Annotated in this window: 14 protein-coding genes; 5 read left to right on the top strand and 9 right to left on the bottom strand. The window is 72.0% G+C overall.

The features are described 5' to 3' along the window. The first annotated feature begins 1 nt into the window (after window position 1). Together IE246_RS10070 and IE246_RS10065 are read left to right on the top strand one after the other, a co-directional pair. Window positions 2-910, top strand: a complete 909-nt coding sequence (locus IE246_RS10070) for a 4-hydroxy-tetrahydrodipicolinate synthase family protein (RefSeq protein ID WP_189988974.1) — start codon at window positions 2-4, stop codon at window positions 908-910. Between the two features lie 266 nt (window positions 911-1,176). Then, the gene (locus IE246_RS10065) at window positions 1,177-2,094 is read left to right on the top strand and encodes a cation diffusion facilitator family transporter (protein ID WP_189988972.1); all 918 of its coding nucleotides are present in this window, start codon (window positions 1,177-1,179) and stop codon (window positions 2,092-2,094) included. Window positions 2,095-2,099: 5 nt separating this feature from the next. Here IE246_RS10065 and IE246_RS10060 read toward each other — a convergent pair whose 3' ends face one another. Genes IE246_RS10060 through IE246_RS10045 form a run of 4 tightly spaced genes read right to left on the bottom strand, consistent with a single transcriptional unit; the run spans window position 2,100 to window position 7,317 of the window. After that, on the bottom strand, window positions 2,100-2,729 hold the full coding sequence (locus IE246_RS10060; RefSeq protein WP_189988969.1) for a sarcosine oxidase subunit gamma: 630 nt from the start codon (window positions 2,727-2,729) through the stop codon (window positions 2,100-2,102). After that, window positions 2,722-5,754 (bottom strand): sarcosine oxidase subunit alpha family protein, encoded by a 3,033-nt coding sequence (locus IE246_RS10055; RefSeq protein WP_189988968.1) that lies wholly within the window; start codon window positions 5,752-5,754, stop codon window positions 2,722-2,724. Before IE246_RS10055 ends, IE246_RS10060 begins: the two co-directional genes overlap by 8 nt. Continuing rightward, window positions 5,751-6,044 carry a sarcosine oxidase subunit delta gene (locus IE246_RS10050; RefSeq protein WP_189988966.1) on the bottom strand — a complete coding sequence of 98 codons (294 nt, stop codon included), beginning with the start codon at window positions 6,042-6,044 and terminating at the stop codon, window positions 5,751-5,753. Before IE246_RS10050 ends, IE246_RS10055 begins: the two co-directional genes overlap by 4 nt. Window positions 6,045-6,060: 16 nt before the next feature. Then, window positions 6,061-7,317, bottom strand: a complete 1,257-nt coding sequence (locus IE246_RS10045) for a sarcosine oxidase subunit beta family protein (RefSeq protein WP_189988964.1) — start codon at window positions 7,315-7,317, stop codon at window positions 6,061-6,063. Window positions 7,318-7,418: 101 nt separating this feature from the next. Between IE246_RS10045 and ggt the strand changes: the two genes are divergently transcribed. After that, window positions 7,419-9,209, top strand: coding sequence for a gamma-glutamyltransferase (gene ggt, locus IE246_RS10040; RefSeq protein ID WP_189988962.1), 1,791 nt, complete (start codon window positions 7,419-7,421; stop codon window positions 9,207-9,209). A gap of 38 nt (window positions 9,210-9,247) precedes the next feature. On the opposite strand, the gene IE246_RS10035 is transcribed toward ggt, so the two are convergent. After that, window positions 9,248-9,880, bottom strand: a complete 633-nt coding sequence (locus tag IE246_RS10035) for a hypothetical protein (RefSeq protein WP_189988960.1) — start codon at window positions 9,878-9,880, stop codon at window positions 9,248-9,250. A gap of 140 nt (window positions 9,881-10,020) precedes the next feature. Between IE246_RS10035 and IE246_RS10030 the strand changes: the two genes are divergently transcribed. Beyond that, a complete protein-coding gene (locus IE246_RS10030) occupies window positions 10,021-11,490 on the top strand; it encodes a M23 family metallopeptidase (protein WP_189988958.1) in 1,470 nt (489 codons plus the stop codon). Next, window positions 11,465-11,935, top strand: coding sequence for a bactofilin family protein (locus tag IE246_RS10025; protein ID WP_189988956.1), 471 nt, complete (start codon window positions 11,465-11,467; stop codon window positions 11,933-11,935). The genes IE246_RS10030 and IE246_RS10025 overlap by 26 nt, the downstream gene beginning before the upstream one ends. A gap of 18 nt (window positions 11,936-11,953) precedes the next feature. On the opposite strand, the gene IE246_RS10020 is transcribed toward IE246_RS10025, so the two are convergent. From IE246_RS10020 to IE246_RS10005, 4 genes are read right to left on the bottom strand one after another with little or no spacing between them, the layout of a single operon-like run. Further along, window positions 11,954-12,946: a threonine ammonia-lyase gene (locus IE246_RS10020; RefSeq protein WP_189988954.1), complete on the bottom strand. Its 993-nt coding sequence runs from the start codon at window positions 12,944-12,946 to the stop codon at window positions 11,954-11,956. Continuing rightward, window positions 12,924-13,763 carry an alpha/beta fold hydrolase gene (locus IE246_RS10015; RefSeq protein ID WP_189988952.1) on the bottom strand — a complete coding sequence of 280 codons (840 nt, stop codon included), beginning with the start codon at window positions 13,761-13,763 and terminating at the stop codon, window positions 12,924-12,926. Before IE246_RS10015 ends, IE246_RS10020 begins: the two co-directional genes overlap by 23 nt. 19 nt (window positions 13,764-13,782) lie before the next feature. Continuing rightward, window positions 13,783-14,487, bottom strand: a complete 705-nt coding sequence (locus tag IE246_RS10010) for a haloacid dehalogenase type II (protein ID WP_189988950.1) — start codon at window positions 14,485-14,487, stop codon at window positions 13,783-13,785. Beyond that, complete coding sequence (locus IE246_RS10005; protein WP_189988949.1) at window positions 14,484-16,685, bottom strand: lytic transglycosylase domain-containing protein; 2,202 nt, start codon at window positions 16,683-16,685, stop codon at window positions 14,484-14,486. The genes IE246_RS10010 and IE246_RS10005 overlap by 4 nt, the downstream gene beginning before the upstream one ends. Window positions 16,686-16,705 lie beyond the last annotated feature (20 nt).

The following is a 16,705-nucleotide window of genomic DNA, read 5'->3' as shown; positions in this document are numbered from 1 at the left end:
CATGCAAGGGCAACGAACCCCCGCGATCTCCGGCATCTGGCTGCCGCTGGTCACCCCGTTCCGCGACGGCGAGCTGGACGAGGCCTCGGTCCGCCGGCTGGTCGCGCACTATGCCGCCCAGCCGGTCGACGGCCTGATCCTGGCCGCCACCACCGGCGAGGGCATGACCCTGGACGCCGCCGAGACCCTGCGGCTGGTGGAGGTCGCGGCCGACGCCGCCGACGGCCGGCTGCCGCTGTGGCTCGGCCTGTCGGGCAGCGACACCCGCAAGATGTCGGCGACCGTGGAGTGGACCGCCGGGTTTCCGGTCGAGGGCTACCTGATCGCCTGCCCGTACTATTCGCGGCCGTCGCAGGAGGGGCTGTACCGTCATTTCGCGGCGCTCGCCGGGCGAACCGAGCGGCCGGTCGCGGTCTACAACATCCCGTACCGGACCGGCGTGAACATGACCAACGACACGCTGCTGCGGCTGGCCGGGGACTGCTCCAACGTCGTCGGGCTGAAGGACTGCTGCGCCGACGCCGCCCAGTCCTTCGACCTGCTGTGCCGGCGGCCCGACGGGTTCGCGGTGCTGACCGGCGAGGACGCGCTGCTGTACGGGGCGGTCGCGCAGGGCGCCGACGGCGGCATCCTGGCCTCGGCGCACATCGAGACCGCGGAGTGGGCGGCGGTGCGCGCGGCGCTGCTGGCCGACGACCGGGGCGAGGCCCTGCGGCGCTGGCCGGCGCTCGAGCGGCTGGCCCGTCTGCTGTTCAGCGAGCCGAGCCCGGCCGCCATCAAGCACTGGCTCTGGCGCGCCGGCCTGATCGCCAGCCCGGAGGTCCGGCTGCCGATGACCGGGGTCAGCGACGCGCTGGCGGCCCGGCTCGACGCCGAGATGGCGCGGCGCGGGGTGGCGCTGGCGGCGTAGCGAGGCCGAGCACCCTCACTCTGTCGTCATTCCGGACGGACGCGCCGCCCCGGCGCGGCCGAGCCGGAACCCACGCAGCGACGGGCGACAGCCGCGGCCGGTGGGTTCCGGCTCCACTCCGCCGCTGGCGGACCGGTCCGGAATGACGACGGGTAGGGAAGGGGCGCAGCGTCCGGGCCCTCACGTGTTGGCCGATCCGGCCGGGCATGCGAAGGTCGGCGCTTCGGCCGCGTCGGCGGGCGGCACGGGAGGGACGAAGCGGCAGGATGATCTCGGCCTCGGGCTCGGCACGACAGGCGGCGCACCGGCTGCTGCAGATCAACTTCGTCCTGCCGCTCGTCCAGGTGCCGCTGGTCAGCTACGCGGTCTACCTGTCGAACTCCATCGTGATCCTGGCCGATGCTCTCGGCGTCTACATCAACGTCCTGCAGATGGGGCTGGTGTGGATCGTCCACCGCTACGGGGCCGGGGCCGACGGGAACCGGCGCGCGCGCTTCCAGTTCGGCTTCGGCAAGCTGGAGAACCTCTCGGTCCTGGTGGTCTGCGTGTTCGAGACTGCCATAACCCTGCTGGTGCTGTCGGTGGCGATCGAGGCCCTGCGCAACCCGGAGCCGTTGCGCGGGGCCGGGGTCGGGATGGCGGTCCTGATCGCGGCGACCCTTGTGCACGCAACAGTCTACATCGCCTTCCGCGAGCAGTTCCGGACCAGCGATTCGCCGATCGTCCGCAGCTTCAAGGCGCTGATCCCGATCTACATCCTGAACAACCTGGTGGTGCTGACGCCGATCCTGCTCGGCACCTTCAGCGGGTTGCAGTCCTTGGCGTTGTATGCCGACCCGGTCGGCGCGTTCGTGCTGGTCGCGTTCAGCTGGGCGATGATCTACGGCCTGGCGACCCGGTCGGTGACCTGCCTGATCGACCGGGCGGTCGACGAGGAGGTCCAGCTGCTGATCATGCGCATGCTGGCCGAGCACTTCGAGCGGTTCGATACCGTGCACGACATCCGGACCCGCGCGGTCGGCGACCGGGTCCATGTGGAGATCGACATGGGCTTCGACCCGGCGATGCCGGTGGCCGAGCTGGAGGACGTGATCCGCAGCATGGCGGCCCGGGTCGAGGAACTGGTGCCGAAGTCGCGGCTGCTGGTCTCACCGGTTCCCGTCCTGGGGCCGGCGGGAGACTGACCCCGCTATTCCGAAAGCCGGTAACCGAACTCTGCCGCCGCCTCGCACAGGCTCTCGAACAGGCTCTGGGCGAAGCCGCGCATCCCGTGCACGTCGAAGGTCCCGGTGCCGCGCCGCCTGTCGAGGGTGACCGCCAGGTGGAACAGCCCGGTCTGGGCGACCGCGTCCTCGGCGAAGGCGCGGGGATGCAGGTCGACGCCGGTGCCCTTGGCCAGCACCTCGCGCACCGCCGGGCCCGAAAGCCGCAGGATCGTGCGGCCGTGGCTCTGGTCGACGACCACGCCACCGGCCGGCTCGGCGGCGGCCCGCAGCTTCGCCTCCAGGGCGAAGGTGTCCTCCGCCAGCAGCATCCAGCGATCGGGGCCGAGCCACAGGGCCCGGACCTCGCCGCCCGAGGCTGCCCGACCCGGGCCGGGCAGGGCGAGGCCCAGCGCCCCGGCGACCGCCGCGCGCAGGCTGGCGGCGGTGCCGCGGCGGGCGTCGAGCTGGACCGACGACAGGCCGCTTCGCCGGAGCATCGTCACGCCCGGCCCGCCGACGGCGGCGGCGCCGTAGTCGCCGGCAACCCACACCGCATCCAGCGGCGACCGGCGCGGGGGCAGGGGGGCTTGGGGCAGGGAGGTCGCGTCAGCCATGCAGCTTCTCCCCCTCCGGGTCGACGAAGCAGGGCTCGGTCACCCGTGCCCGGATCCGCTGGCTGCGGGTCGGGAACACCGCCCAGACCTCCTCGCCGATGCGCTCCCGCCCGCGCGCCAGCAGGGCCAGGCTGATCGGGTGGCCGACCGTCGGCGACAGGTAGGCGCTGGAGGTGACGTGGCCGAGCTTCGGGATCGGGGTCGGCGCGTCCGGGTCCGCGACCAGGATCGCGCCGGCGCGGATCCGGGTCCTGCCGTCGACCGGCACCAGCCCGACCAGCTTCGGCCGATCCGGATCGGTGTAGGCCGGCTTGCCCAGCATGCCGCGGCCGACATACCACTTGGCGGTGCTGGCCATTCGGCCGAGGCCGAGGTCGTCCGGCGTGGTCCGGCCGTCCAGCTCCGCCCCGGCGACGTGGCCCTTCTCGATCCGCATGATGCCCATGGCCTCGAGCCCGTAGGGCCGGATGCCGTGCGGTTCGCCGGCGTGCATCAGGGCCTCCCAGACATCGATGCCCCAGTCGGCCGGCGCATTGACCTCGTAGCCGAGCTCGCCGGAGAAGCTGATGCGGAAGATCCGCACCGGCACGCCGCGGACGGTCGCGGTGGTGGTCACGCCGAGGAAAGGCAGGGCCTCGTTGGAGACGTCGGCGGTGCCCGGGTCGAGCGCGGCCGCCAGCACGTCGCGCGCCCGCGGGCCGGCCAGCGCCATGCCGGCCCACTGCTCGGTGACCGACGACACCCGCACGTCGAGCTCCGGCCACACCACCTGCAGGTACCACTCCAGGTCGGCCAGCACCTCGGCGGCGTGAACCGTGGTGGTCGTCATCAGGAAATGCGTGTCGGCCAGCCGCGAGGTGGTGCCGTCGTCGTCGACCAGCCCGTCCTCGCGCAGCATCAGCCCGTAGCGCGCCTTGCCGACCGGCAGCCTGGCGAAGCCGTTGCAGTACACCCGGTTCAGGAACTCGGCGGCGTCCGGTCCCTGCACGTCGATCTTGCCGAGGCTGGAGACGTCGGAGATCCCGACCCTGGTGCGGGTGGCGACCACCTCCTCGGTGATCGCCCGGTCCATGGCCTCCCTGGAGTTCGTCTCGCCGGGCCGCAGGTAGTACTGCGGGCGCAACCACGGCCCGGCCTCGACGAACACCACGCCGTTGGCGGCGTGCCAGTCGTGCAGGGCGGTGCGGCGGATCGGGGCGAGGTGGCGGCCGGCGGCCCGGCCGGCGAACGCGCCCATGGCGACCGGGGTATAGGGCGGCCGGAAGGTGGTGGTGCCGACCGCCGGGATCGGTCGGCCGCGCAACCCGGCCATCAGGGCGTGGCCGGCGGTGTTCGAGGTCTTGCCCTGGTCGGTGCCCATGCCCAGCGTGGTGTAGCGCTTGAGGTGCTCGACCGAGACGAAGCCCTCGCGGTGGGCGAGTTCGATGTCCTCGACCGTGACGTCGTCCTGGTGGTCGACGAACCGCTTCACCTTCCGGCCCGGCGTGCCGGGGACCGACCAGATCGCCTGCAGCGGTGCGACCGAAGCCTCGTCGGCGACCGGCGCGTCCGGCGCCGTGCCACTGCCGAAACCGCAGTCCCGGGCGGCCTCGGCGCCGACCCGGAAGCCGTCGGCCAGGCAGTCGGACAGCGCGAACCGGCCGGCGGCGGCGCCGATCGTGGTCACGCCGGCCCGCCCGGGGCCCGGCACGAAGGCGGCGATCGCGTCGTCCCACTCGGCCTTGCCGCCGGCATGGCTGTGCAGGTGGATCGACGGGGTCCAGCCGCCGGAGCTGGCGATCAGGTCGCAGGGCACGAACCGGCCGTTGCCGGCCGTGCCGCCGTTGCCGTCGAGGCGGGTGACGTCGCAGCCGACCAGCCCCATGCGGCCGTAGGCGTTGGTCACCGCGGCGCGGTCGACCACGTCGAGCCCGGCGTCGACCGCCCGGCGCCACCATTCGCCGCGGCCGGCGCTGCGGGTGTCGACCACCTGGGCGACGTGGATGCCGGCGGCGGCGAGGTCGAGGGCGGTGCGATAGCCGTCGTCGTTGTTGGCGACCACCACCGCCTGGCGGCCGGGCGCCACGGCGTAGCGGTTCAGGTAGGTCCGCACGGCACCGGCCTGCATCACGCCCGGGCGGTCGTTGCCGCCGAACACCAGCGGTCGCTCGATCGCGCCGGCGGCGACGATCACCCGGCGCGGGCGGATGTGCCAGAGCCGCTGGCGGACCATATGCGCCGGCGGCACCGGCAGGTGGTCGGCCACCCGCTCGACCGCGCCGACCACGTTGCCGTCGTAGATGCCGAAGCCGGTGGTGCGGGTCAGGACCGTGACCTCGGGCAGATCGACCAGTTCGAAGGCGGCTGCCTCGGCCCAGCGCATCGCCGGGGTGCCATTCAGGGTCTCGCGGTCGCTGCGCAGCCGGCCGCCGAGGCCGTCGGTCTCCTCCAGCAGCATCACCCGGGCGCCGGTGCGGCCGGCCGCCAGTGCCGCAGCGAGCCCGGCCGGCCCACCGCCGACCACCAGCACGTCGCAATGCGCGTTCATGGTCTCGTAGCCATCCGGGTCCGGCTCGGTGGTGCCGCGGCCCATGCCGGCGGCGGCGCGGATCCGCTGCTCCCAGAAATGCCAGCCCGGGAACCCCATGAAGGTCTTGTAGTAGAAGCCGGCGACCAGGAAGCGCGACAGCAGGTCGTTCACCTCCAGGGCGTCGAACCGCAGCGACGGCCAGCGGTTCTGGCTGGTCGCCTCGAGCCCGTGGAACAGCTCGACCATGGTGGCGCGGGTGTTCGGCTCGATGCGGGCGCCGCCGCGCAGCTCGACCAGGGCGTTCGGCTCTTCCGGGCCGGCGGTCAGCACGCCGCGCGGCCGGTGGTACTTGAAGCTGCGCCCGACCACGCGCACCCCGTTGGCCAGCAGCGCCGAGGCCAGGGTATCGCCGGCATACCCGCGGTACTCGCGGCCGTCGAACCGGAAGGCGAGCGGGCGCCGGCGGTCGATCGCCCCGCCGGTCGGCAGCCGGTGGCTCTGGTCGGAACCGGTCATCGTCCGGCCTCCAGATCTTCAAATGGCAGGTCGTCCGACGGCAGGCCGGCGGCCAGCACCTCGTGGGTGGCGGTGTCGCGCAGTACCTTCACATAGGCCCGGCAGCCCTGGACGTGGTGCCAGTACTCGAGATGCGCGCCGCGCGGATTGTCGCGCAGGTAGACGTAGCGGTGCCAGTCCTCGGGGGTGGCCGCCGCGGGGTCGGCGGGCCGCACCTTGGTGGCGTCGCCGGCATAGCTGAACTCGTCGTGGTCGCGCGGGCCGCAGTACGGGCAGGGGATGCGGATCATCGGCTTGCTCCGGCGGTCAGTGCAGCTTCGGGGTCGGCCCCTTGCCGCCCTCGTCCAGCAGGTGGCCGGTGGTGAACCGCCCCAGCGACAGCGGCTCGTTGAACCGGTGCGGCCGGTCCTCGGCGATGGTGTGGGCGAACACCCAGCCGGAGCCCGGCGTCGCCTTGAAGCCGCCATAGCACCAGCCGGCGTTGAGGTAGAGGTTGTCGATCGGGGTCTTCGAGATGATCGGGCTGCCGTCCATCGACATGTCCATGATGCCGCCCCAGCTGCGCAGGATCCGCAGCCGCCGCAGGTTCGGCATCATTGCGCAGCCGTTCGCCATCACGTGCTCGACGGTCGGCAGGTTCCCGCGCTGGGCGTAGGAGTTGTAGAAGTCGATGTCGCCGCCCAGCACCAGCCCGCCCTTGTCGGACTGGCTGATGTAGAAGTGCCCGGCCCCGAAGGTGATCACGCCGTCGATCAGCGGCTTCAGCGGCTCGGTCACGAAGGCCTGCAGCACGTGGCTCTCGATCGGCAGTTCCAGCCCGGCCATCTGCGCGACCCGGCTGGTGTTGCCGGCGACCGCCATGCCGACCCGGCCGCAGCCGATGGTGCCGCGGGTCGTCTGTACGCCGGTGATGCGATCGCCCGAACGCTCGAACCCGGTGACCTCGCAGTTCTGGATGATGTCGACGCCCAGCCGGTCGGCACCGCGCGCGAAGCCCCAGGCGACGGCGTCGTGTCGAGCGGTACCGCCGCGCGGCTGCAGCAGGCCGCCGTAGATCGGGAACCGGGCGTTCGCCGAGTAGTCGAGGTAGGGGTAGAGCCGGCGCACGCCGTTGCGGTCCAGCAGTTCGGAATCGACGCCGTTCAGGCGCATGGCGTTGCCGCGCCGGGCATAGGCGTCCATCTGTCCGTCGGAGTGCGCGAGGTTGAGCACGCCGCGCTGGCTGAACATCACGTTGTAGTTCAGCTCGCGGCTCAGCCCCTCCCACAGCTTGAGGGAGTGCTCGTAGAAATGGTTGTTGCCGTCGAGCAGGTAGTTGGAGCGGACGATGGTGGTGTTGCGGCCGACGTTGCCGCCGCCGATCCAGCCCTTCTCCAGCACCGCGACGTCGGTGATGCCGTGGTTGCGCGCCAGGTAGTAGGCGGTGGCGAGGCCGTGGCCGCCGCCGCCGACGATGAGCACGTCGTAGCGCTTCTTCGGCTCGGGATCGCGCCAGGCGCGGATCCAGCGCCGGTGACCGCCGAGTGCGTTGCGCACCAGGCTGAGAACGGAATATTCGGCCATCGGACCCTCCCTGCCGCGCCACTCTGCAACAACCGCTGGCGGGTGGCGAGACCGGCATCGGACGCTTATTGTCCCCGAGACGACGGGTGGAGGACCATTCGGTGAGCCAGCGACATCGTCTCCCATCGGGGCCGGGCCCGCGGCTCGGCCGGCGCGCCTTCCTGGCCGGCGGCGGCGTCCTGGCCGGCGGCGGCTTGGCGCTGCTCGGCCCGGCCTTCGCGGCGGGGGCATCGCTCGAGGCGCCGGCGCTCGATCGCGGCGACCGGATCATCCCGGCCGAGGCCCGCTACGGCATGGTGGCCAGCCGCGAGGCCACGGCGACCCGGGTCGGGGTCGACGTCCTGGCGGCCGGCGGCAACGCGATCGACGCCGCGGTCGCCACGGCCTTCGCCCTGGCGGTGACGCTGCCGCAGGCCGGCAACCTCGGCGGCGGCGGATTCCTGCTGGTGCGGCCGGCCGACGGGTCGGCGCCGGTCGCCCTCGACTTCCGCGAGACTGCGCCCGGGCGGGCCTGGCGGGAGCTGTTCATCGGGCCGGACGGCGAGGTCGACAAGCGGCTGGCGCGGTACTCGCACCGGTCGGTCGGCGTTCCCGGATCGGTCGCCGGCTATGCCGACGCGCTGGCGCGCTGGGGAACCTGGCCGCTCGACCGGGTCATCGAGCCGGCGATCGCGCTGGCCCGGGACGGCTTCCCGATGACCCGGGCGCTCGCCCGCGACATCGCCCGTTCGCACGAGCGGTTGAGCCGCTGGCCGCAGTCGAAGGTGGTGGTCGCCCGGGCCGACGGCGGCGCCTATCTGCCGGGGGAAATATTCCGGCAGCCCGACCTCGCCAATACGCTCGCGCTGATCGCCCGCGACGGCCCGGACGGGTTCTATCGCGGCCCGATCGCGGTCGCGATCGCCGACGAGATGCGGCGGCACGACGGGCTGATCGACGAGGGCGACCTGGCGGAATACCGGACCGTGCTGCGCGAGCCGGTGCGCGGGACGTATCGCGGGGTCGAGGTCGTCTCGATGCCGCCGCCGAGCTCCGGCGGCGCCCTGCTGATCCAGATGCTGAACGTGCTGGAGGGCTGGCCGATCGCCGAGCTCGGGTTCGGCTCGGCAGCGACCCTGCACCGCATGGCCGAGACCATGCGGCGGGCCTATGCCGACCGCTTCAAGCACATCGCCGACCCCGCCTTCCACGACGTGCCGCTGGCCGGGCTGGTCTCGAAGGACTACGCGGCGTCGCTGCGCCAGGGCATCGACCTGCAGCGGGCGACCGAGTCGTCGGCGCTCGGCCCCGGTGAGCCGAAGGCCTACGAGAGCGACAACACCACCCACCTTTCGGTGATGGACCGGGACGGCACGGCGGTCGCCCTGACCACCACCCTGAACTTCGCGTTCGGCACCGGCATTGTTGCCGAAGGCACCGGCATCTTCCTGAACAACGAGATGGACGACTTCGCCGCCCGGCCCGGTGCGGCCAACGCCTACGGGCTGGTGCAGGGCGAGGAGAACGCCGTCGAGGCCGGCAAGCGGCCGCTGTCCTCGATGGCGCCGACCCTGGTGCTCGACGGGCCGGCGACGGCCATCGCCACCGGCGGGCAGGGCGGCAGCCGGATCATCACCTCGGTGCTGCAGTTCCTCGTGAACACCATCGACCACGGCATGAACCTCGCGGAAGCGACACTGGCGCCGCGGATCCATCACCAGTGGCTGCCGGACGAACTGCGGATCGAGGAGGGCTTTTCGCCGGATACCGCGGCGCTGCTCGAAGCCATGGGGCACCGGGTCGTGCGCCGCCGGTCCGGCGCGACGGTGCAGAACGTTCGCCGGGTCGCGGAGGGTTACCGGGGGTTCGCGGATCCCCGACGCCCCGGCGGTCTGGCGGCAGGGCCGGATTGACGTCGCGGCCGGATCGAGCTCTCAGCCGGATCGAGGCCTCAGCCGCGGCGCGCCCGTTCGTCGAGCCGCAGGGTGATCGCCGCGGCGATCCCCGCGGCTTCGTCGGCCATGGCGTCCACCAGGGTGCGAGCCAGGTTGCCGGCCAGGTTGCCGCGCACCCGCTCCTGGATGGTCCGGCCGGGCGACGCGTCCGGATCCGAGGCACGGTCGACCAGTTCGGCCAGCCGTCGCTCGATCAGGCGGAGACGCAGGGGGTTGGCTGCCAGCCAGCGCGGGGCGGATACCCGCACGCTCTCGATCGACGGATCCTCGGCAACAAATCGACGGGTCTTGGAGCCGTCCCGATCCGGGCCGACGCGGGCGATCAGCTCGATCGCGACCCAGGCGAACCACCAGCGCCACGGATCCGCCCGCAAGGTGCCGTCGTCGTAGACGTCCTGCATGTAGTGCAGCGTCGCCATCGGGGCGTCGGCCTTCAGTCTTACGATCTGCGGTGGCAGTGCCGTGACGGTGAGCACCCGGCGATGCTTGTCGTACGGCCGGCTCGCGCCGCCGGCGGGCAGGATGCCCACCTCGCGCTGCAACGACTCCAGGTCGCGGACGTCGAACCAGTGCCGCAAGGCCATGGCGACGCCGCGGATCTGGTCGTCGAGGTCTAGATCCCGCCCCACGCAGTGCTCCGGCTGCGGCAACTTCTTGCCTATGATACCGACGAAAGCTAATTTGCGCGTGCCGCGTGGGAGAGACGAGTGCGAACAGGTCGGGCGGGCGGGCCCGAACCACACGAACGTAATCGACGGGGGGTGGCCGCATGACAGACGACGCCATTGGGTGGGCGGATCGCCTGAAGGGTGGCGTGCGCCGGTTCTTCCCGGAACGACAGATCATCCTCCGCACGGACGGCGAAACCAGTTACATCCGGCTGACCACCGGGCTGCAGCTCGCGGCGCTCGGCGGCTGGCTGGCATTCGCCGGCTGGGTCGGGTTCACGACGGTCGGCTACTACACCCAAGGGGCGATGATCCTCGCCAAGAACGAGTCGATCGACCGGTCCCGTCAGGCCTACCGCAAGCTGCTCGACCAAGTCTCCGACTATCAGCTTTCGATCGTCGGGATCACCCGGGACCTGAAGGAGACCGAGGCGCATCTGAGGCGCCTGTTCAGCCAGAACGAGGCGCTGAAGCAGGATCTCAACTCGACCGAGGTGGCGCTGCGCACCTCCGAGAAGGAGCGGGCCCGGATCGCCAACGCGCGCGTCGCCCTCGGCGATCAGCTCGAGTTGCTCGGCTCCGAGCTGCGGCAGATGACCGGGAAGAACAACGCGCTGGAAGCCCATATCGGGACGCTGCGCCGGCACCTGGAGACCATCGAGGCCGAGAAGGCCGAGATCGCGGCGGAACGCGCCGCCCTCGACGATCGGCTCTGGGCGCTGCACAACGAGCTCGAATCCTCGAGTTCCAAGATCGCGCTGCTGCAGAACAACGTGAAGGCGCTGAAGGGCGACCTGCGCACCGTGATCCTCGAACGCAGCGCGATCGCGTCGGACAACGACGGGCTGCGCAACCAGCTGTCCTCGCTGCAGCGGGTGCTCGAGGAGGAACGGGATGCGCACCGCACCGAGCTGCGCCGGATCTCCGATCGGGCGCAGGCCAACATCCGCACGGTCGAGGAAGTGATCAAGCGCACCGGGCTGAAGCTGGACGCGATCGCGCCGCTGCCGCCCAAGCAGATCATGGGGCAGGGCGGTCCGTTCGTTCCCTATCATCCCGACATGCAGGTCGAGGAGGACGAAGATTCCCTGCGGGTGTCGCTGACCCAGCGGCTGGAGCGCTGGGAGGCGCTGCGGGGGGTGTTCGTCTCGCTGCCGCTGGTCCCGCCGGTCGCCAACTACCGGATCTCCAGCCGGTTCGGCCCCCGGGTCGACCCGCTGAACGGCCGGCGGGCGATGCATGACGGGCTGGACATGGCGGGCCCCTACAAGGAGCCGGTGACGGCGACGGCCGACGGTACGGTGGTGTTCGCCGGCCGGCGCCGGGCCTACGGCCGGGTGGTCGAGATCGACCACGGCCATGGATTGATGACGCGATACGCCCATCTCGCTAAGATCACGGTCCGACGGGGAGAGGCCGTGAGACTCGGCCGGACCATCGGGCTGCTCGGATCGAGCGGCCGGAGTTCCGGGCCTCACGTCCACTACGAGGTCCGGTATCACGGCAGGGCCCTCAATCCGGCCAAATTTCTGAAGGCGGGCGCGTATGTTCAGTCCAAAGAAGCAGACTAGCAAACCCGAGACGTCGACGGCCCCGAAGCCTGCGGCGCCGTCGATCATCAGTTCGGACCTGTCGATCAACGGCAACCTGAACAGCGGCGGCGACATCCAGGTCGACGGCACGGTCGAGGGCGACATCGTCTCCAAGAAGCTGACGGTCAGCAGCTCGGCGACGGTCCGCGGCGCGATCGAGGCCGAGACGGTGGTGATCGCCGGGTCGGTCACCGGCCAGATCAAGGCCCGGCACGTGACCCTGATCAAGACCGCGCGGGTGATCGCCGACGTCGTTCAGGAGCGGCTGTCGATCGAGCCCGGCGCGTTCTTCGAGGGCAATTGCCGCCACTTCCCGCCGGAGGGTGAGAAGAAGGTGCTGCCGCGCCTGGAGCCGATCAAGCCGACGGTTCAGCGCGAGGGCGAGGCCGCCTCGGCGCCGTCGCCGATCGCGGCCGGCAGCTGACCTCCGTGCCGGCGGCCGTCAGGCCGCCAGCGCCTGCCTGAAGGTTTCGGGATCGACGTTGCCGCCCGAGGCGACGACCACGGTCGTGCGGCCGGCGGTCGGGATTCGGCCGGCCAGGGCCGCGGCGATCGCGACCGCACCGCCCGGCTCGACCACGAGCTTCAGGGATTCGAAGGCGACCCGCATCGCATAGCGAACCTCGTCGTCGTCGACCGCGAGGCCGCCGGCCAGCAACCGGCGGTTCAACGCGAAGGTCAACTCGCCCGGCATCGGCGACAGCAGCGCATCGCAGATCGACCGGGCCTCGGCCGCATTGCCGAGCCGCTCGCCGGCCGTCAGCGACCGTCGCGTGTCGTCGAAGTCCGCGGGCTCCACGCACCAGACCGGTACGCCGGGTGCCGTTTCCGACAGCGCGAGGGCGGTGCCGGACACCAGCCCGCCGCCACCGCAACACACCAGGACCGCGTCGGCCCGCACGCCGATCTCCGCCGTCTGCTCGGCGATCTCCAGGCCGATCGTACCCTGGCCGGCGATGATCCCCGGGTCGTCGTAGGGCCTGACCAGGGTGGCGCCGGTGCGCTCCGCGATCGCCTGGACCATCGCGTTGCGGTCGTCGCGATAGCGGTCGCAGGGGATCACGGTGGCGCCCAGCGCTTCGGTGTTGGCGCGCTTAATGGCCGGGGCGTCGTCCGGCATCACCACCGTCGCGGCCAGCCCGAACAGCCGGGCGGCCGCGGCGACGCCCTGCGCGTGGTTGCCGGACGACACCGCGACCACGCCCTTTGCCCGGTCGGCCTCCGGGATCAGGGCGATCCGGTTGTAGGCGCCGCGGAACTTGAAGGAACCGGTGCGCTGCAGCGGCTCGGCCTTCACCAGCAGGCGGCCGCCCAACCTCGCGTTCAGCAACGGGGATTCGAGCAGGGGCGTCCGTACCGCCACGCCGGAAAGCCGGCGGGCGGCGTCGCGGATGTCGGACACGGTCGGGAGATCAGAGGCAGTCGAGGAAGTCATCGAGGGTCTCGCAAAGCATCGGTTCGTCCAGGGTAGGTGCGTGCCCGACCCCATCCAGGGTCACCCGGCGCATCCGCGGATGCGCCGCCGCCATGGCGTCGAAGGTCTCGGCGGACAGCAGCATCGACAGGCCGCCGCGGATCGCCAGCACGGGGTAGGGGCGCAGGGCTTTGAACAGCGGCCACAGGTCGGTCGCCCGGGCGGCGCCCGCCTGCAACGGCTTCACGATCGCCGGGTCCCAGTCGATGTGCAGCAGCCCGTCCTCGCCCCGCCGGAAGGTGTTGCGCGCGAACGCCAGCCACTCCTCGTCGGTCCGCAGCGACAGGTTCGGGATGTTGCGTTGCAGCTCGGCGACCGCGCCGGGCCAGTCGGGCTGCGGCCGGTCCCGTCCCATGTAGTCGATCAGGTAGTCGGCGCCGCCGGAGACCGCGGCCGGACCGACGTCGTTCAGCACGACACCGGCGAGGGAGGCCGGCATGGCGACCGCCAGCGCCATCGCCAGGATGCCGCCGAGCGACGTGCCGATCGCGACGAACCGGTGCAGGCCGGTGGCGACCGCCACCTGCCGGACGTCGTCCACCAGGGTGCGCGGATCGTAGGCCCGCCAGTCGGCCTCGTAGTCCGACCGCCCGCGCCCCCGGTAGTCGAGCGAGACCACGCGCCGCGGTGTCAGGCGAGCGGCGACGTGCCCGAAGTCCCGGGCGGAGCGGGCGTAGCCCGGCAGGCCCAGCACCGGGGTGCGGGGGTCCAGCGGGTCGCCCCAGTCCGAGACGTGGATGCGACGGCCCACCCGGTTGCTGACGAACAGTTCGCGCACGGTCGGGCGCGCCGCCGGCTCAGAGGCCGACGATCGTCGGCAGGTCGGTCAGGCTCGTGACCTCGACGTCCGGCGACCCGGGCAGCCGCTCGCGGGCCTGGCCGAACCGGTTGCACCACACCACCTTGAAGCCGAAGTCGGCGGCGGCCGCCGCGTCCCAGGCATTCGACGACTGGAAGCTGACGGCGGCCGGACCGCCGAGGCCGAGCCGGTCGACCGCCAGCCGGTACACGCTCGGGTGCGGCTTGTAGATCCCAACGTCCTCGATCGACAGCACGGCGTCGAGCACCGCGTCGATCCCGGTGCTCGCGCAGACCTTCTCGAGCATGGTCGGCGAGCCGTTCGACAGGATCGCGGTCTTCATGCCGCCGTCCTTCAGTCGGCGCAGGACCGCGGGAACCTCCGGATAGGTGTGCAGGGTCAGGTAGCTGTCCATCAGCGCCTGGCGCAGGCCGCCGGGCGCCTTGCCGACGCCGAACGCGGTATCGAGGGCGAAATCCAGGGCCTCTCCGGTGACCTGCCAGAAGTCGACGTGCCGGCCCATCAGCGAGCGCAGCCAGGAGTACTGGAGCTGGCGGGTCCGCCAGGTGTCGGACATGGTCCGGGCGGCGCCGGCCTCCAGGCCGAAACGGTCCCGGCACTGGGCGACCGCGGAATGCACGTCGAACAGCGTGCCGTAGGCATCGAACACGCAGGCCTCGATGCCGGTCAGGCGCTCGGTCATTGCTTCTTCCCCCTGGGCAGTGCTGCTTGTTGTCCGTCGAGCAGCACGCCGCAGCTGTAGACGCACCACACCGCCTGCGGGCGCCACCCGCCAGCCGTTTCGGCATAGGCCGGCGCCCGCGGCAGCCGTCCGCGATAGACGTGCAGCCCCTCGAGCACACGCTGGACGTAGTTCCGGGTCTCGGAGAACGGGATCTTCTCGATCCAGTCGATCACGTCGACATCCGGCGAGGCCGGGTGGCCGTAGCGGGCGATCCACTGGTTCACGCGGTGCGGGCCGGCGTTGTAGGCGGCGATCGCCAGCACGTACTGGTCATTGAACCGCGCGATCATCTCGTTCAGGTAGGTCCGTCCGAGCCTGACGTTGTAGTTCGGGTCGGCGATCAGCGAACCGAGGTCGTACTCCACGCCGGCCGTCCTGGCGGTTTGCTTGGCGGTGCCGGGCATCAGCTGCATCAGGCCGCGGGCGCCGACCCGGCTGACGGCATCGGCGTCGAACCCGCTCTCCTGCCGGATGATCGCATGCACCAGGGCCGGCTCCGGCGAGTCGTCGGGCAACGGGTCGAGGATCGGGTAGCCGATCTCGATCAGCGAGGCACCGCCCCGGGCCGCCCGGCGGGCCGCGTAGACCGCCGCCGACGTGTAGCCGCTGCGTGCCGCCAGCCGGGCGACGGCAAGCGAGTCGGCCTCGCTGCTGGCCTGGTAGGCCAGCGTGCGCAGGAACCGCTCCGCCAGCTTGCGCCGGTCGATCCGGATCAGGGCCTCGGTGGCGCGTACCAGGTCGCGGGCGTGGAAGCGGCGCGCGTCGGCCTCGGACACCGGCGCCGACGGCGCGAGTGCGATCTCGGTGGCGCCCAGCCGGGCCGCGGCGAGCTGCCCGTAGAAGGTGGTCGGCTGTTCGGCCCCCCGGCCATACCAGGCGCGCGCGGTGGCGGCGTCGCCCAGAGCCTCGGCGGCGCGCCCGGCCCAGTAGGCGGCCCGGCCGAGGCTGATCGGCGTGGACACGTTCTCGTACAGCACCCGGAAGTGCCGCAGCGCGTCTTCCGCCCGGTCGAGGAACCGCAGGGCGATCCAGCCGGCCAGCCATTCCGCCTCGGCGAACGCCACCCCGCCGCGCTGGACGTGCGAGGCCGCCAGCAGGTAGGCATCCTCGGCGTTGCCGGCATCCAGCGCCTCGCGGATATGCCAGGAGCGTTCGCGCCACCACAGCGCCTCGAACTCCGGCTTCGGCGGCGCTTCGAACAGCAGGTCCCGGGCGCCGGTCACCATGCCGCGCTGGCGCCGCCACCGGATCCGCTCGTAGAGCAGCCCGGGGTCGTCCCGCAGCTCGACCGGGACCGCCTCGATCGCGCGGTCGACACCGCCGCGCCCCTCGCGCAGCCGGATGCGGGCGTCGGCCAGCCTGCGCCAGCCGTCGGACACCAGGGGAAGGGTGCGCGTGGCGGCCGCCGCCTTGCCTCGCCACAGCATCTCGTCCAGGCGGTCCTGGTGGTCGACCGGCCGCAGGTGTTTGCCGTAGCGGTCCAGGAAGTCCTTGAGCGCCTTGTTGCCCAGGTCGAGTTCGCGCCACGCCCGACGGACCTCGGGGACCAGCGTGTCGGTCGCCCCGGTGGTCGCCAGGGCGTCGAGATAGGCGAGACGGCCCTCGGTCGTGCGCGGCGGATGCGTGCGGAACCACAACACCCTGGCGGACGCCGGAATCGTTCCAGGCATCAGCCGCTCGGCCCGCAGTTCGAGTTGGTATTCGCCGGGCCAATTCGGGTGCGCAGTCAGGAACTCGGCGATCGCGGCGAAGTCCGCGGGGCGGCCATCGTCCAGGAGGGTCAGCCACGTCAGAACCGATGCGAGCTCGGCGTCGTCGGTCCGGCCGGGCACGGCGAGCGCGGCCGCCCAGTCGCCGTCCTCGGCGAACGCCAGGGTGGTCCGCCAGGCGGAGTCGCCGGGCGGCAGGCGGCCCTCGGCGTGCAGCGGCCGCGCGGTCGGCAGCGGCGGCGCGTCGGCGGATCGGGTGTCTGGCGTCGGGGAGGCCGCCACGGGTCGCGGTACCGGCTGCGGCACGGTGGTCTTCGCGACCGCCGGCCCGCCCGGCAGGGCGAGCGCAACCGCGACCGCCGCGACGCGAACGGTCAGCGACCGGCCGGTCAGGCCTCGCGCAGGATGGGAAGGGAAGTAGGCTGATTGCCGCCAGGGCCAGGGCATCGAGGGCTCGCCGCTTCGTT

The organism is Thalassobaculum fulvum (assembly GCF_014652915.1).
Classification (GTDB): domain Bacteria; phylum Pseudomonadota; class Alphaproteobacteria; order Thalassobaculales; family Thalassobaculaceae; genus Thalassobaculum_A; species Thalassobaculum_A fulvum.
This window is presented reverse-complemented; position numbering and strand designations above follow the sequence as displayed.

Coding starts and splice junctions, on each gene's coding strand:
- IE246_RS10070 (WP_189988974.1), top strand. CDS start 2: ATGCAAGGGCAACGAACCCCCGCGATCTCCGGCATCTGGCTGCCGCTG.
- IE246_RS10065 (WP_189988972.1), top strand. CDS start 1,177: ATGATCTCGGCCTCGGGCTCGGCACGACAGGCGGCGCACCGGCTGCTG.
- IE246_RS10060 (WP_189988969.1), bottom strand. CDS start 2,729: ATGGCTGACGCGACCTCCCTGCCCCAAGCCCCCCTGCCCCCGCGCCGG.
- IE246_RS10055 (WP_189988968.1), bottom strand. CDS start 5,754: ATGACCGGTTCCGACCAGAGCCACCGGCTGCCGACCGGCGGGGCGATC.
- IE246_RS10050 (WP_189988966.1), bottom strand. CDS start 6,044: ATGATCCGCATCCCCTGCCCGTACTGCGGCCCGCGCGACCACGACGAG.
- IE246_RS10045 (WP_189988964.1), bottom strand. CDS start 7,317: ATGGCCGAATATTCCGTTCTCAGCCTGGTGCGCAACGCACTCGGCGGT.
- IE246_RS10030 (WP_189988958.1), top strand. CDS start 10,021: ATGACAGACGACGCCATTGGGTGGGCGGATCGCCTGAAGGGTGGCGTG.
- IE246_RS10025 (WP_189988956.1), top strand. CDS start 11,465: ATGTTCAGTCCAAAGAAGCAGACTAGCAAACCCGAGACGTCGACGGCC.
- IE246_RS10020 (WP_189988954.1), bottom strand. CDS start 12,946: ATGACTTCCTCGACTGCCTCTGATCTCCCGACCGTGTCCGACATCCGC.
- IE246_RS10010 (WP_189988950.1), bottom strand. CDS start 14,487: ATGACCGAGCGCCTGACCGGCATCGAGGCCTGCGTGTTCGATGCCTAC.
- IE246_RS10005 (WP_189988949.1), bottom strand. CDS start 16,685: ATGCCCTGGCCCTGGCGGCAATCAGCCTACTTCCCTTCCCATCCTGCG.